11 protein-coding genes are annotated in these 14,849 nt (G+C 74.2%); 3 read left to right on the top strand and 8 right to left on the bottom strand.

Going from position 1 to position 14,849, the window contains the following annotated elements; genetic code table 11:
- Positions 1 to 18: 18 nt before the first annotated feature.
- The 3 genes from ABZ452_RS11035 to xylA are packed head-to-tail and all read right to left on the bottom strand — an operon-like array spanning position 19 to position 3,816.
- Entirely contained in the window at positions 19 to 1,128 is a 1,110-nt protein-coding gene (locus ABZ452_RS11035; protein WP_357941291.1) for a DUF5925 domain-containing protein, read from the bottom strand.
- Between the two features lie 43 nt (positions 1,129 to 1,171).
- Positions 1,172 to 2,617: a xylulokinase gene (gene xylB / locus ABZ452_RS11040; RefSeq protein ID WP_357941293.1), complete on the bottom strand. Its 1,446-nt coding sequence runs from the start codon at positions 2,615 to 2,617 to the stop codon at positions 1,172 to 1,174.
- 11 nt (positions 2,618 to 2,628) lie between these two features.
- A complete protein-coding gene (gene xylA / locus ABZ452_RS11045; RefSeq protein WP_357941295.1) occupies positions 2,629 to 3,816 on the bottom strand; it encodes a xylose isomerase in 1,188 nt (395 codons plus the stop codon).
- 52 nt (positions 3,817 to 3,868) lie between these two features.
- Here xylA and ABZ452_RS11050 point away from each other — a divergent pair, with 52 nt between their 5' ends.
- Positions 3,869 to 5,128, top strand: a complete 1,260-nt coding sequence (locus ABZ452_RS11050; protein WP_357941297.1) for an ROK family protein — start codon at positions 3,869 to 3,871, stop codon at positions 5,126 to 5,128.
- A gap of 131 nt (positions 5,129 to 5,259) precedes the next feature.
- Complete coding sequence (locus ABZ452_RS11055; protein WP_357941299.1) at positions 5,260 to 6,918, top strand: PP2C family protein-serine/threonine phosphatase; 1,659 nt, start codon at positions 5,260 to 5,262, stop codon at positions 6,916 to 6,918.
- On the opposite strand, the gene ABZ452_RS11060 is transcribed toward ABZ452_RS11055, so the two are convergent.
- A complete protein-coding gene (locus ABZ452_RS11060; protein ID WP_357941301.1) occupies positions 6,883 to 7,407 on the bottom strand; it encodes a MarR family transcriptional regulator in 525 nt (174 codons plus the stop codon). The genes ABZ452_RS11055 and ABZ452_RS11060 overlap by 36 nt on opposite strands.
- Before the next feature lie 95 nt (positions 7,408 to 7,502).
- Here ABZ452_RS11060 and ABZ452_RS11065 point away from each other — a divergent pair, with 95 nt between their 5' ends.
- Entirely contained in the window at positions 7,503 to 8,633 is a 1,131-nt protein-coding gene (locus tag ABZ452_RS11065) for a PP2C family protein-serine/threonine phosphatase (RefSeq protein ID WP_357941303.1), read from the top strand.
- A 394-nt stretch (positions 8,634 to 9,027) separates the two neighbouring features.
- On the opposite strand, the gene ABZ452_RS11070 is transcribed toward ABZ452_RS11065, so the two are convergent.
- The 4 genes from ABZ452_RS11070 to ABZ452_RS11085 form a co-directional block, all read right to left on the bottom strand.
- On the bottom strand, positions 9,028 to 9,462 hold the full coding sequence (locus ABZ452_RS11070; protein WP_357941305.1) for a hypothetical protein: 435 nt from the start codon (positions 9,460 to 9,462) through the stop codon (positions 9,028 to 9,030).
- 608 nt (positions 9,463 to 10,070) lie between these two features.
- The gene (locus ABZ452_RS11075) at positions 10,071 to 11,555 is read right to left on the bottom strand and encodes a sugar transferase (RefSeq protein ID WP_357941307.1); all 1,485 of its coding nucleotides are present in this window, start codon (positions 11,553 to 11,555) and stop codon (positions 10,071 to 10,073) included.
- A 213-nt stretch (positions 11,556 to 11,768) separates the two neighbouring features.
- On the bottom strand, positions 11,769 to 13,523 hold the full coding sequence (locus ABZ452_RS11080) for a substrate-binding domain-containing protein (protein WP_357941309.1): 1,755 nt from the start codon (positions 13,521 to 13,523) through the stop codon (positions 11,769 to 11,771).
- A gap of 177 nt (positions 13,524 to 13,700) precedes the next feature.
- On the bottom strand, positions 13,701 to 14,735 hold the full coding sequence (locus ABZ452_RS11085; RefSeq protein ID WP_357941311.1) for a lactonase family protein: 1,035 nt from the start codon (positions 14,733 to 14,735) through the stop codon (positions 13,701 to 13,703).
- Positions 14,736 to 14,849 lie beyond the last annotated feature (114 nt).

Here is a 14,849-nt window from a genome sequence, read left to right on the forward strand (position 1 = left end):
CACGGACCCCCGTTCCGGTCAGAGGTAGCCGCCGATCTCGACCGGCACCGCGCCGGCCGGCGCCGTTCCGGCGCGGAGCGCGTACAGCTCGGCGAGGGTGGCGCCCTGTGCCGGGACGCCGGCGGAGGTGCCGAGCCAGTCGGCCCCCTCGGCGTGCGACAGCGGGCCCACCTCGATCCGGGCCAGACAGCGCCCGGGCCGGGTCACCGCCGGGTGCAGCCGGGACAGGTCCTCGTTGGTGGTGATCGCCACCAGCACGTTGCGCCCCTGGCCGAGCAGCCCGTCGGTCAGGTTCAGCAGGCGGGACAGGGCCTGCCCGGTCGTCTGCCGGGCCTCCGCCCGGATCAGCTCGTCGCAGTCCTCGAGGACGAGCAGCCGCCACCGGCGCCGGTCCTCGCCGTCGTCGCCCTCCTCGTGCTCCCCCACCGCCACCTCGGCGAGGTAGGCGGGATCGCCGAAGAGCACCTCGGGGTCGAGGACGCAGTCCACCTGGCACCACTCGCGCCACTCGCGGGCGAGCGCGCGCAACGCCGTGGTCTTCCCGGTGCCCGGGGGCCCGTGCATGAGCAGCAGCCGGCCGGCGATCGTCTCGGGGGTCGCCACCATCAGGGCGTCCAGCCGGGTCGCCGCCGCGGCCGGATAGTTGGCCCGGATCTCGGCCCAGGTGGGCGTGGTGATCCGGCGGGTGTCCCGCTGGGCGCCGCGCCGGGGGTTCTGGTGCCAGAAGCCGATCGGGCCGGTGTCCCGCTGCACCGGCTCGGCCCCGCCCGTGACGATCTCGTCCAGGACCGCCGCGCCGGTCGCCTCGTCGACGGCGGTGACCGTCACCTCCGCGCCCCGGCCGCGCCAGCTCACCACCCGTACCGTCCAGCCGTCGCCACCGGCGAGGCGGGCCTCCCGGTTGCGCTCGATGGCCGTCCGGGTCAGCACCGCCCGCTCGGGCACCAGCCGGGCCCCGGCCCGGACCTTGGCCAGGCGGACCGTACGCGCCCAGGGGTGGCGGCCGGTGACGAAGTCGGTCAGCAGCAGCGTGTCGATGACGTCGCCCGGGCTGTCGACGTCGTCGTACTGGAAGACGGGCAGCGGGCTGCGCCGGGCGGCGTCTCCGGGCGGGGAAGTCGATGACACGCCACGATGATCCCTACCGGTCGGCCGCCCGGCATCCCGTTTATCACCCCGCCCGGTCGACCACCCGGTCCCGGGCCAGGGCGTAGCGCTCGCGGATGGCGGGGACGCCCGGCGACGCGTACTCCTCGGTCTCGCCGGCCGGCCAGGTGGGCGGCGCCGCGCCGCCCAGGGCCACCCAGGCGGCCTGGCGGGCGGCCCCGTCGGCGACGTACTCCCCGGGCGGGGGCACGACCACGGGGCGGCCGAAGACCTGCGGGGCGATGCGGCGGACGGCGGCCGAGCGGGCCCCGCCGCCGACCAGGATGATCCGGTCGGCACGGGCGCCCTGCGCGGTGAGCGCGTCGAGGCCGTCGGCGAGCGCGCAGAGCATGCCCTCGACGGCGGCCCGGGCCAGGTGCGCCGGGGTCGAGGTGCCCAGGGTGAGCCCGTGCAGCGCGCCGGTGGCGCCGGGCCGGTCCGGGGTCCGTTCCCCCTCCAGGTACGGCACCATGACCAGCCCGCCGGCACCGGGCGGGGCGGCCAGGGCCAGCTCGCTCAGGGTGGCCAGGTCGACGCCGAGCAGCGTCGCGGCGGCGTCGAGCACCCGGGCGGCGTTGAGCGTGCAGACCAGCGGCAGGAACCGGCCCGTCGCGTCGGCGAAGCCGGCCACCGCCCCGCTCGGATCGGCGGCGGGCGTGTCGGCGACCGCGAAGACGGTGCCCGAGGTGCCGATCGAGACGACCACGTCGCCCGGTCCGGCCCCGGCGCCGAGCGCGGCGGCCGCGTTGTCGCCGGTGCCCGGCCCGAGCAGGACCGGGCCGCCGGCGCTCGGGCCGGCGTCGAGCGCCGCCGGGTCGAGGTGGCCGGCCACCTCGGCCGGGCCGAGCACGACCGGCACCCGCAGCCGCCGGCCGAAGGCGCGTTCGAGCAGGTCGAGGCGGTATTCGCCGGTACGCGGAGACCAGTAGCCGGTGCCGCTGGCGTCGCCGCGGTCGGTGCGCAGCGCGGCCAGCCCGGGTGCGCCGGCCAGCCGCCAGGTGAGCCAGTCGTGCGGCAGGCAGACGGCGGCCACCCGGTCGGCGTTGGCCGGCTCGTGCCGGGCCAGCCAGCGCAGCTTGGTGGCGGTGAAGCTGGCCACCGGCACGGCGCCGGTCGCGTCGGCCCAGAACCGGCGGCCGGCCTCCCCGCCGCCGGCCTCCTCGATCAGCTCGCGGGCGGCGTCGGCGGAACGGGTGTCGTTCCACAGCAGAGCCGGGCGGACCACCTGCCCCGCCTCGTCCAGGCAGACCATGCCGTGCTGCTGGCCGCCGACCGCGACGGCGGCCACGTCGGCCAGCCCGCCGGCCTCGGCGACGGCCGCCCGCAGGGCCTCCCACCAGGCGTGCGGGTCGACCTCGGTGCCCTCGGGGTGCGGCGCGCGGCCCTGCCGGACCAGCGCGCCGGTCTCCGCGTCCCGGATCACCACCTTGCAGGACTGGGTCGACGAGTCGACCCCGGCGACGAACGGCATGGCGGCCCGCCTCAGCGCGCGCCGAGCAGGTGCTCGACGGCGAGCTGGTTGAGCCGGACGAAGCCGAAGCCCTTCGCGCCGGCCGCGTCCGGGTCGAACTCCTCGAACGCCGAGCGGTCGGCGAGCAGGTCGGCGTAGCCCTCGCCCGGGTTCAGGGTCGGGGTGGCCAGCTCGGCCACCTTGCTGGCGGCCAGGGCCTCGGCCACCTCCGGGTCGGCCCGGAACGCCGCGGCCCGCTCCTTGAGCAGCAGGTAGGTGCGCATGTTCGCCGCCGCCGACGCCCACACGCCGGTCATGTCCTCGGTGCGGGAGGGCTTGTAGTCGAAGTGCCGCGGCCCGTCGTACGCGGGACCGCCGTTCGGCCCGCCGTTCTCCAGCAGGTCCACCAGGGCGAACGCGTTGAGCAGGTCGCCGTGGCCGAAGACCAGGTCCTGGTCGTACTTGATGCCGCGCTGGCCGTTGAGGTCGATGTGGAACAGCTTGCCCTGCCAGAGCGCCTGGGCGATGCCGTGGGCGAAGTTCAGCCCGGCCATCTGCTCGTGGCCGACCTCGGGGTTGAGGCCGACCAGCTCCGGGCGGGCCAGGGTGGAGATGAACGCCAGCGCGTGCCCGACGGTCGGCAGCAGGATGTCGCCCCGCGGCTCGTTCGGCTTCGGTTCGAGGGCGAAGCGCAGGTCGTAGCCGCGGTCGACGACGTACTGGCAGAGCAGGTCGACGGCCTCGCGGTAGCGGTCCAGCGCGGCCCGGACGTCCTTGGCCACGTCGTACTCGGCGCCCTCCCGGCCGCCCCACATGACGAAGGTGCGGGCGCCCAGTTCGGCGGCGAGGTCGACGTTGCGCAGCACCTTCCGCAGCGCGTACCGGCGGATGTCCCGGTCGTTGCTCGTGAAGCCGCCGTCCTTGAACACCGGGTGGTTGAAGAGGTTGGTGGTGACCATCGGCACGACCAGGCCGGTCTCGTCGAGGGCCTTGCGGAACCGGGCGATGTGCTGGTCGCGGGTGGTGGCGTCCGCGCCGAAGGGGATCAGGTCGTCGTCGTGGAAGGTGATCCCGTACGCCCCGAGCTCGGCGAGCCGGTGCACGGCCTCGACGGCGTCCAGGGCGGGTCGGGTGGCGTCGCCGAACGGGTCACGGGCCTGCCAGCCCACCGTCCAGAGACCGAAGGAGAACTTGTCCGCGGGGGTGGGACGGGGCGCCATGGGAACCTCCGGGTGGTGGTGTCGTCCACAATTTGTTCAGTGGTTGAATTAAATGGCGGCGCTGTGGCAGTGTCAAGGGGTGACCAGCGCCAGCACCGCCGGCGCGGTCCGCCAGGGCAGCCTCCGCGAGCTCAACCTCGCGGTCGTGCTCCGCCGGATCGCCACCGCCGACCGACCGCCGTCCCGGGCCGGGATCGCGGCCGGGACCGGGCTGACCCGGGCCACCGTCTCCGCCGTGGTGGACGACCTGATCGCCGGCCGGCTGGTCGCCGAGGCCGAACCCGCGCCGCGCACCGGGGCCGGGCGGCCCGCCCGCGGGCTGGTGCTGGCCGCCGACGGCCCCGCCGGGCTCGGCCTGGAGGTGAACGTCGACTACCTGGCCGCCTGCGTGGTCGACCTGACCGGGGCGGTCCGGCACCACCTGGTGCGCCGCGCCGACCTGCGCCCGGTCGCCCCCGCCGACGCCCTGCGGAGGCTCGCCGCGCTGGCCGCCGAGGCACGTGCCGCCGCCGTACGCGACGGGCTGACCCTGGCCGGCGCGGCGCTCGCCGTGCCGGGCCTGGTCGACGGCGGCGGCCTGGTCCGGCTCGCGCCCAACCTCGGCTGGCGGGACGTCGACGTGCCCGCCCTGCTCGCCGGGCACCCGCTCGCCGAGCCGGTCGACGGCATCCCACCCCTGGTGGTCGACAACGAGGCCAACCTGGCCGCCCTCGGCGAGCTGCACGCCGGCCCGCCCGGTTCGACCAGCTTCCTGCACATCACCGGCGAGATCGGCATCGGCGCCGGGATCGTGCTGGACGGCGTGCTCTACCGGGGCGCGCGCGGCTGGAGCGGCGAGATCGGTCACATCCCGGTGCAGCCGCAGGGGCGGCCGTGCCGCTGCGGCGGCCAGGGCTGCCTGGAGCGGTACGCGGGCCAGGAAGCCATCCTGGCCGCCGCCGGCCTGGCCGGCGCGGACCTGCCCGCGGACACCGCCGCCACCCGGCTGGCCGACCTGGCCGGGGCGGGCGACCCGGCCACGCTGGCCGCCCTGGCGGACGCCGGGACCGCCCTCGGGGTGGCCGTGGCGGGCGTGGTGAACCTGCTCGACCTGGACACCGTGGTGCTCGGCGGCGGCTACGCCCCGCTCGCTCCCTGGCTGCGCCCGCCGGTGGTCGCCGAGATCTCCCGGCGGGTGCTCACCGCCGCCTGGTCGCCGGTGACGGTGCGCCCGGCGGCGCTCGGGGCCCGCTCCGCGGCGGTCGGTGGGGCCGCCTCGGTGGTCCGCCGGGTGGTCGACAAGCCGGTCGCCTGGCTGGCCCGCTCCGGGTGACCGGGACGCTCCGCCACGGGCTCACCGCGCCCCCGCTCGGTACGCTTGCTCCCAGGCAACGGATCCGCGACCGAGGAGTGCACCGACAGCATGCGCACGGTTCGACCGACCGAAGCGCCCGGCCACCGGCGGTGACGACGGCCCGACGGCCGGCCGGGGCCGCGCTGCCGGACGACTCCCAGCTCGCCCGCGAGGTGCTGGACGGTCTCGCCGAGGCCGTCGTGACCACCGATCGGGCCGGCGTGGTGACCCTGGTCAACGCGCCGGCCGCGGAGCTCCTCCCCGAGCTCTCCCCCGGCGTCGACCTGGCCGGCTGCGCGGTGCCCGCGCTGGCGGGCGCGGTGCGCGCCGGCGGCGACACCTTCGACACCGAGCACCACGGCCGGCGGCTGCGCGGCGTCCGGCGCGGCCTGGCCGGTGGCACCAGCGCCTGGTACGTGCGGGACGTCACCGAGGAGCAGGCACACGCCGACGCGCTGCTGGCCGAGCGGTCCCGCACCGCGTTCCTGGCCCGGGCGGGCAGCCGGCTCGGGCTCTCCCTGCACCGGGACCGGACGCTGCGGGCCGCCGTCACCCTCCCGGTGCCCTACCTGGCCGACGCCGCCGTGGTCGTGCACCGCCCGTCCCCGCCCGCCGAGGACCGGCCGCACTGGGTCCGGTACGCCGCCGACGAACTCGGTCCGGTCACCGGCGTCGCCGGCTGGCGGACGGTCGAGTCGGTGCCCGGGCTGATCGAGGCGCTCGACGGGGACGTCACCGGGCCCAGCCCCTGGCTCGACGCCGAGCTGGCCGACCTGGCCGAGGTGCTGCCCGCGGGCTTCGGCCGGCCCGGCACCGTGCTGATCAGCCCGATGCGCAGCGCGGGCGGCCCGGCCGGCGCGCTCATCCTGGCCCGCCGCCGCGAGCGGAGCGGCTTCGATCCGCGGGAGGTCGAGCTGGCCCGGGAGTTCGCCGCCCGGGCGGGAGCCGCGCTGGCGGCCGCCGACCTCTACGGCGAACAGGCCCACCTGGCCCGCGTGCTCCAGAACAGCCTCCTTCCCCCGGACCTGCCGGGGCTGCCCGGGATGACGCTGGCCGGCGGCTACCGCGCCGCCGGGGACACCCTGCGCATCGGGGGCGACTTCTACGACCTCTTCCCCACCCCCGACGGCGGCCTCTTCGCCCTCGGCGACGTCTGCGGCAAGGGGGTCGGCGCGGCCGTGCTGACCGGGCGCGTACGCCAGTCGCTGCAGACCCTGCGGCTGGTCGAGCCGCGCCCGCGAGAGCTGATGGAGCTGCTCAACCGCGCGCTGCTGGACGCACCCGACGCGGCCCGCCGGGCCCAGTTCACCACCCTCCTGCTGGGCGCCCTGACCCGCGAGCCGGACGGCGGGCTGCTGGTCCGGGTGGCCGGCGGCGGGCACCCGGCCCCGCTCGTGGTCCGCACCGGCGGCCGGATCGAGCCGGTGCGGGTGGGCGGCATGCCGGTCGGCGCGCTGACCGCGGCCCGCTTCGTGCAGGCGCAGGTACGCCTGGCCCCGGGCGACCTGCTGGTGGCGTACACCGACGGGGTGACCGAGGCCCGGGGCGGGCCCAGCCGGCTGGAGATGTTCGGCGACGTCCGGCTGCGGCGGGCGCTCGCGTCCGGAGCCGGGCTGCCACCCGCCGCGCTGGTCGACCGGCTGCTCCAGCTCGTCGACGAGTGGCTCGACGGCCAGGTGCACGACGACATCGCCATGCTGGTCGTGGCGGCGGGAGGGACCGGCCCGGCCCGGTCAGGCGGTGCGGGCCACCGGCGGATCGCCGGGTGACTCCGGCTCCGCCCGCTGGTCACCGATCCGCTCCCCCGACGGCTGGAGCACCGGCCAGCCCTCGGCGGCGGCGGCCTCCCCGCGCCGGGCGACCTCGTCGAACTCGCGCATCCCGCGCGTCAGCGCCGCCCGCCCCTCCGGGCTCATGCCGACCAGGATCCGGTCCAGCCGGTGCCGCCGGTCGGCGCGCAGCTCGGCGAGGAGCCGGGTGGCCGACGGGGTGAGGTGCAGGGCGATCTCGCGCCGGTCGTACCGGCCCGGCTCCCGCTCCAGCATGCCGGCCGCCACCAGCCGGTCGCAGAGCCGGCTGGCGGAGGAGAGCAGCATGTCGGTCAGGGTGGCGAGCCGACGGAGGTTGATCCCGTCGTACTGCTCCACGACCATGACCGCGCGCAGCTGGGCACCCGAGAGCCGGCTCGTGGTCCGCTCCCGGGCCGCCTCCCAGACAGCCAGCAGGGTGCCCGCCGCCTCGTCCAGAGCGGCGGCCATACTCGCATCAGGTCCCTGGGGACCGTGTTCTTCGGCCATGGTGGGCCCGAGACTACTCGCCTCACCAGGCCGGCGACCTGTGCAAAGGAGCAAAGATGAGCGGACCGGAGGATCGGGCGCGGCGGAGCCTCACCGAAGCGCCGACCGACCAGCTCGTCGACCGGCTCGCCGCCGAGCTGGAACGGTCGTACGGGATCACCGACGCCGAGCTGTACCAGGTCGACTACCGGTTGGCCGCGCTGCTGCCCCTGGACGGCGGTGAGCCGATCGTCACACCCGGCCATCCGGCCTGGCGCTGCTTCGACCATCAGGAGCCCGTCGTGTCGGAGGGCACCGGCTGGTTCCCGGTCGGGATGCGCGGCGAGCGGCGCGGGGTGCTCCGGGTCTCGCCGCTGCCGGCTGACCCGGCCGCCCTGAGCGAGCTGGACGCCGTCGCCACCGCGCTCGGGCACGAGCTGGCCGCCGTGGCGGCCACCACCGACATCTACCTGACCGCTCGGCGCAGCCGCCGGCTCACCCTGGCCGCCGAGATGCAGTGGGAGCTGCTGCCCGGCCGCAGCCGGATCCGCCCCTCCTTCAGCCTGGCCGGCCAGCTGGAGCCGGCGTACGCCGTGCGCGGCGACGGCTTCGACTGGTCCGACGACGGCCACCGGCTCTGGCTGTCGGTGGTCAACGGGTCGGGCGAGGGGGTGGCCGCCTCGATGCTCACCTCGCTGGCCACCCACGCCCTGCGCAACGCCCGCCGCGCCCAGCTGGGGCTGGCCGACCAGGCCGCCCTGGCCGACCAGGCGATCTACGCGCTGCACCGGGGCGAGCAGCACCTCTCCGCGCTCCTGCTGGAGCTGGACCTGGCGAGCGGGACGCTGACCGTGGTCGACGCCGGCTCGCCCCGCCTGGTGCTGCTGCGCGACGGCGAGGTGACCGAGCAGGTCCTGGACAAGCAGTTCCCGCTCGGCATGTTCGAGGGCACCGACTACCGGGAGCAGCGCTTCGAGCTGCACCGCGGGGACCGGCTCTTCGTGGTCAGCGACGGGGTGATCGACGCCACCTCGGAGCGGATCCGCTACGGCGAGACCGCGCTGGACCGCTTCCTGCGGCGCACCGGGCCCATGGAGCCGCTGGACGCCGTCCGGTCGCTGATCGGCGACCTGCGCGCCTTCGTGGCCGGCGACCTGGTCGACGACGCGGTGGTGGTCTGCCTGGACTGGCTCGGCCCGCAGCCGTGACCAGGCGTGCTATCGGGAAGTCGGTGGCGCTGGGAAGCGCCATCAACGGCCGGGATCGACGGGTGACGGCGCGGGACTCCGATGAAGTGATCCTCTGACAAATCATCGTGACCGGAGTCCCGCACCAGCTATGAGAATCTCCCACGCCGCCACGCTGCCGGTACGGGACGAAACCGTGTTGCGCCTGTCGGGCTTGCTGCACACCGACCGTCACGGACAGTACCCGCATGGGTCCGGCACCGACCCGCTGAGGCGCCAACCGCGCGACGAGCCTCAGGTGAAACCCAGCGACCTGCCGAGCTCGTTATTCCGATACCTAATCAGGCCGGAAATCTGTACGAGGCAGAGAAGTTCACGTGGACGCCGAATACCAATTTCCACTCGCTGTAGAGCCCTAGGCGCGGCGAACCACCGGACTTGTGCAGACCTCAAAGTCCGTGCCCTTGACGAGGCAGATCTTCAGCTCAACTTTGGTCTCGTCGGCGATGTTCCCGGTTACCCAAGGGCTGCAGTACGTCGCGTTATGGCCGCGAGTTGTCGCAACACGGTCAGTTTGCCAGTAGGGGGACGCATCCGGGTTGATGTCCATCTGGACCTCGATACCGTAGCCGTCACCGGAGACGTCGCACGCCTTGATCGCATCACCAGGATCCCCAGCGTAGGGGTCGGCTTGGAAGTAGCCTTTCCCACGGAGGATGCCGTCACTGGAGTAGTACTCAAGGTACGCGTCCGATGAAGCCAGAGCCGGCGTCTCCACGGCCAATACCAGTCCGATCGCGGCCGCCCCTGCCATCAGGACACGTCCAAGGGTCTCTTTCCGAAGCTTCACGCAGTCTCCCTCCAATTGGGCCCGACCGCGCAACAGCACTCAAACGATCAGGGCCCCGTCACACCTGTCGATGGTCGGTCTGAAAGTACCGCCGCCGGTAGTGCACGTCAATGAGCGATTCGGAGAAGGCTGTGATAGGCCGGAATCGGTGGCACTGGGGAAGTGCCATCAATAGGCGGGATCGACGAGCGATGGCGCCGAACTCCGATACGAAGTGGTCCTCTGACAAATCATCGTGACCGGAGTCCCGCATCAGCTGGTAAAACCACCCACACCGCCACGCTGCCTGTACGCGACGAAACCATGCGGTGCCGTCGGCTTGCTGGGCACGAGCGCCACCGGCGCAGTAGCCGCAAGGGGCAGACACCGACTAGCTTCCGCATGGCCGTGCCGTTCCCGTCTCGCTGCTCGACACCCCATGACCCATCTGACCCGCGGCAACCGGATCAGCCACCCCACCAGCTACGCAGCTTGCACGAGGGCATCGCGGCCCTCGCGACCCAGGCACTGGCCCTGCACTCGACGCTGGGAGCAGCAAGGGAGGCCGCCACGACTAATCACATGAACCGGACAACCGCGCACCGCCGCAGGGCATTGACCGGGAAGGCTTAGTACGCGCCGCGGCTGTTGAGCACCGCGCCGAAGGTCTTCCAAAGGATGGTCAGGTCGGCGGCGAGGGACCAGTTCTCCACGTAGTAGAGGTCGAGCCGGATGCCGTCCTCCCAGCTCAGGTCGGACCGGCCGCTGACCTGCCAGAGGCCGGTCATGCCGGGCTTGACCAGCAGCCGGCGGGCCACGTCGCCGTCGTAGCGGGCCACCTCGGAGGGCAGCGGCGGGCGCGGGCCGACCAGGCTCATCTGGCCGAGTAGCACGTTGGCCAGCTGGGGCAGCTCGTCCAGGGACCACTTGCGCAGCAGCTTGCCCACGCGGGTCACCCGGGGGTCGTCGCGCATCTTGAACATGAGGCCGTCGGTCTCGTTGCGCGCGGCCAGCTCGGCGAGCAGGGCGTCGGCGTTGACCACCATGGTGCGGAACTTGAAGACGCCGAACTCCTTGCCGCCCTGGCCGACCCGGGTCTGGCGGAACAGCACCGGGCCGCGGCTGTCCAGCTTGATGGCGAGCGTGATCACCACCAGCAGGGGCGCGAGCAGGAGCAGGGCGATCAGCGAGATCGAGCGGTCGACAAGCCCCTTGACCAGCTTGCGGGCGCCCCGGAACTCGGGCGCCTCGACGTGGATCAGTGGCAGGCCGGCCACCGGCCGGGTGTGGATGCGCGGGCCGGCGACGTCGGTCAGCGCCGGGGCCACCACGAGGTCGACCCCGGTGCCCTCCAGTTGCCAGCCCAGCCGGCGCAGCCGGGCGGCGGTCAGCTCGCCCGAGGCGGTGACCGCCACGGTGTCCGCGCCGATCGCGGTGGCCGCCTCGGGGATGCCCCGGAACGAGCCCACCACCGGCACGTCGCCCAGCCGCTGCGGCACCGGGGCCAGCAGCGCGTCGGGGATGCAGGCGCCGACCACCTGGTAGCCGGCGTACGGCTCGCGGCGCAGGGTGTGCACCAGCTCCAGCACGTGGGCGGTGTCGCCGACCACGAGCACCTTGCGGGACCAGCCGGCGCCCCGGTCGCGGGCGCGGTGCAGCCGCTTGCGGGCGGCGAACCGGGCCACCTCCAGGCCGAGCGTGCCGACCGCGAAGGAGACGGCCAGGAAGCCCCGGGAGACCCCGACGTCGGCGATGTAGCCGGCGATGGCGATGCCGCCGGCCAGCCGCAGGCTCGCGGCGCTGACCCGCCGGTACTCGTCGGCGCCGTAGCCGAGCACCTGGTCGTCGTAGCAGCGCATCGCCTTGAGCGAGACCAGCCAGACCAGCAGCAGGGCGGGCGCGACCACCACGTAGGGGATCTCGGAGCCGCTCGGCTGCTCGTCGCCGAACCGCGCCACGTACCCGATCAGGATGGCCACGGTCAGCACGGCGGTGTCCAGCACCGCCAGGACCCGGATGTAGGCCCGCTCCGCGGCGCGCGTCGTCGGTCCGGGGCGGTCGCCACCGGGTCGCGACGACGTGCTGGCGGGGGTCAACAGCGTCGCCGAGGTCACCGGCCCTCCCCACTTCGCTCAGGACGACCCCGCGCCGCGCGGTCCCGGTGGGGATCCCGTGGCTCGGAGCACCCGGTCATCTTGCCTCGACAATTATGGTTACCGATTGCTTCGGACACATTGCCGTCAGTTTTCTCCCGGCCGTTCGGGCCGGGAAGCGTTCCGCCGTACCGGTTTCGCCGGTACGGCGGAATGCGTTCGCTGAGTGTCGGGTCAGCGCGGCGCCGGCGGCCGCAGCGCGATCGCCTGCAGGAAGATCTCGCCGATCTTGCTCGGGTCGGTGGTCACGAATGCGCCACCCCGGGTCACGTCCGTGATCGACTTGAGCTCGGCGCGGCTGACCTCGGTGCCGATACCGATGATGATCACCTGAATCGGCTGCTCGTCGTCCTGCAGCTTCTTCAGCTGGTCCAGCAGCGCCTTCTGGGAGATGCCGTTGTCGTCGTCGTTCTTGCCGTCGGTGAACAGCACGATCGAGTTGACCTTGCCCGGTTCCCAGTCCTGCTGGACCTTCTTGTAGGCCGCCAGCATGGTGTCGTAGAGGCCGGTGTCGCCGTCCGACGGCCGGATCCCGGCCAGGCGCTGCTGGAGCGGGCCGCGGTTGCTCGACAGCGGCTTGATCTCGAGCAGCTCCCGGTAGTCCTGCGGACCGTTCAGGTTCGTGGAGAAGGTCCACAGGCCGATCGACCAGGAGTCGTCGAAGAGCCCGAGGCCCTGGCTCGCGGCGGCGACCGTGACCTGCTCCCGGCTGGCGCCACCCGCGGTCGCCACCGGCTTCTTCATCGAGCCGGAGACGTCGATGACGCAGAGCATGCGACCGGACTGGGTGGCCACCGACCAGGTGGTGGTCGCCTTCTGGATGGCGACCGGGTCCAGGTCCGCCGCGCCGCCCTGGCCGGACGGCGGGACGGCGCTCGCGCCGCCGTTGGCCGGGCTCGGTGCGCCCTGCGGCGCCTTGAACCCGTCGCCCCAGTTGCCGTCCGGGGCCCGCAGCGCCTGCCCGGCCAGCCGGTTCTTGAAGCCCGGAGTACGCAGCACCTCGAAGAGCACCCGGGCGGCCGACGCCTTGGTCGGCTCGATGCCGGGCAGCACCGCGAACGGGTAGTCCAGCGGCATGGGCGCCGGCTCCAGGTAGAGCGCGGCCAGCGGGATCGGCGGCTTGGTGCTGTTGTAGGCGATCACGTCCTCTTCCGACAGCGCCGCGGCGCCCAGCGCGTTGGCGATGGCCGTCGGGTCGGACGAGCGCGGGAAGCGGGCGAGGAGGTCCTGCCGCAGTGAGGAACGGTTGGTGGCCAGCGCCCGCAGCGCGCCGACCATCGCCTCCTGCGCCTTCGGTGAACCGGCGGCGCCGGTGGCGCTGGCGGCGGCGGTCAGCGAGAGCAGCCCGGACAGGCCCGCCGCGTCCTGGGTCGGCTCGACGATCCCGGCGCGCAGCGGCTTGCTGCTGGTCACCTGGCCCAGCAGGTCGGTCCAGGTGAGCTTCTTGTCCGGCCAGCCGACCCGGGAGGCCACCGGCTCCGGCAGCGCGACGACCACCGGGCTGCGGGCGATCGAGGCGCCGTTGGCCGGCGCGAAGGCGGTGGCGCCGCCACTCTTGAGCCGCAGCAGCCAGGTGGAGGAATCCGGCACCCAGACGTCCGGCGTGGCCACGGTGCCGCTGGCCTGCCCGACGCCGGCCAGGGTGGCGCCGTGCTTGCTCGCCACCGCGGCGGCCACGTCGACCGGCTCGGCGGAGGAGACGTTCACGGCGATGCAGGTCTCGCCGACGGCGGCGCCGTCGGAGACCCACTGCTCGGCCGCCCCGCGGACGGCGGGGGCGATCTCCGGCGCCGCCGCGACGGACAGCTCGATCCGTCCCGAGCAGTTCGGGCCCGCCAGCTGCTGATAACCGAACCAGGAGCCGGCTACGACGACGACGAGCGCGGTCGCCGCGGCAACGGCACCTGCCCCACGGAGGTTCGAACGCATGCGATGGCGGCCAGACACGGTGACCATCTTGCGTATCTCGTGGGGTTAGTGCCACAACCGTTCGGACGAAAGTTACGCAGGAGAAACAGTTGATCGCCAAATCATTACGTTGAGTGAGTGATCAGTCATCCCAGGTGATCAAAGTCCACTGCGGACGGTGTTCCGGTGACCGTCCGGTCACGGACGGACACAGGTGGGGCTCGCCATCGGCACCGGCTCCCCCACCGGCTCCGGCACACCGGTGCCGGGATCCACCCGGAAGACCCTGATCATGCCGGCCCGTTCGTCGGCCACGTAGAGGTGCTCGCCGGTCAGGGCGAAGTGCCGCGGCCACTCGCCACCGGTGTCCACCTCGGCCACCAGCTCGGGCGCGTCCCCGGCCAGCGCGAACACCGCGACCGTGCCCACCCCCCGGTTGCCCACGTAGAGGAACCGGCCGTCCGGCCCGACGGCGACCTCGGAGGGCTGCACGTGCCCGGCCCGGCCACTGGCCTCCACCCGGACCCGCTGGTGCAGCCCGTCCGGGGTGAGGTCGTACGCGGTGACCGTCCCGTCCAGCTCGCCGACCAGCCAGCAGCGCCGCCCGTCCGGGTGCCGGGCCAGGTGCCGGGGGCCGGTGCCGGCCGGCGTCCGCAGCCGGGGGGCGCGGGGCACCAGCTGCCCGGAGGAGACGTCGAGGTCGTACCGGTAGACCGAGTCGGTGCCCAGGTCGACGGCGAGCAGCGGACCGCCGGCCGGGTCCGGCGAGACCATGTGGCAGTGCGCCTGCTCCTGCCGCTCCGGGTCGGCGCCGTGCCCCTCGTGCCGGATCAGGTCGCTGCGCTCCCCCGGCGTCCCGTCGGCGTCGAGCGGGAACACCGCCACGCTCCCGCCCCCGTAGTTCGCCACGAACAGGTGCCGCCCGTCCGGCGCCACCGCCAGGTGGCAGGGCTCCGCGCCGCCGGTCGGGCGTACGCCGAGCGGGTCGAGGTCGCCGCCCGGACCGGACCGGAAGGCGCTGACCTGCCCCTCGGCCAGCTCGTTGACCGCGTAGAGCACCGGCAGCGCCGGGTGCCGGACGAGGAACGACGGCGACGGGGTGACCGCCACCGTGCCGAGCGGGGTCAGCGCGCCCGTCGCCGGATCGCGTCGGGCGGCCACGATGCCCTCGGCCCGGCCGCCCGCCTCCGCCGTGTAGCCCCCGATGTGGACGATCGTGTCCTGCCCGGTCACCGCTCCCACCCTTCCGCCGTCTCACCGTCGATCCAACCAGAGGCTTCCCGGTGAGCCGCCCGGTTAGGCGTCATTCCCGGCGCGGGCTTCCCGACCGGTCGCGGGCGGGCCGGC

The organism is Micromonospora sp. NPDC005707 (assembly GCF_040631005.1).
Classification (GTDB): Bacteria; Actinomycetota; Actinomycetes; order Mycobacteriales; family Micromonosporaceae; genus Micromonospora.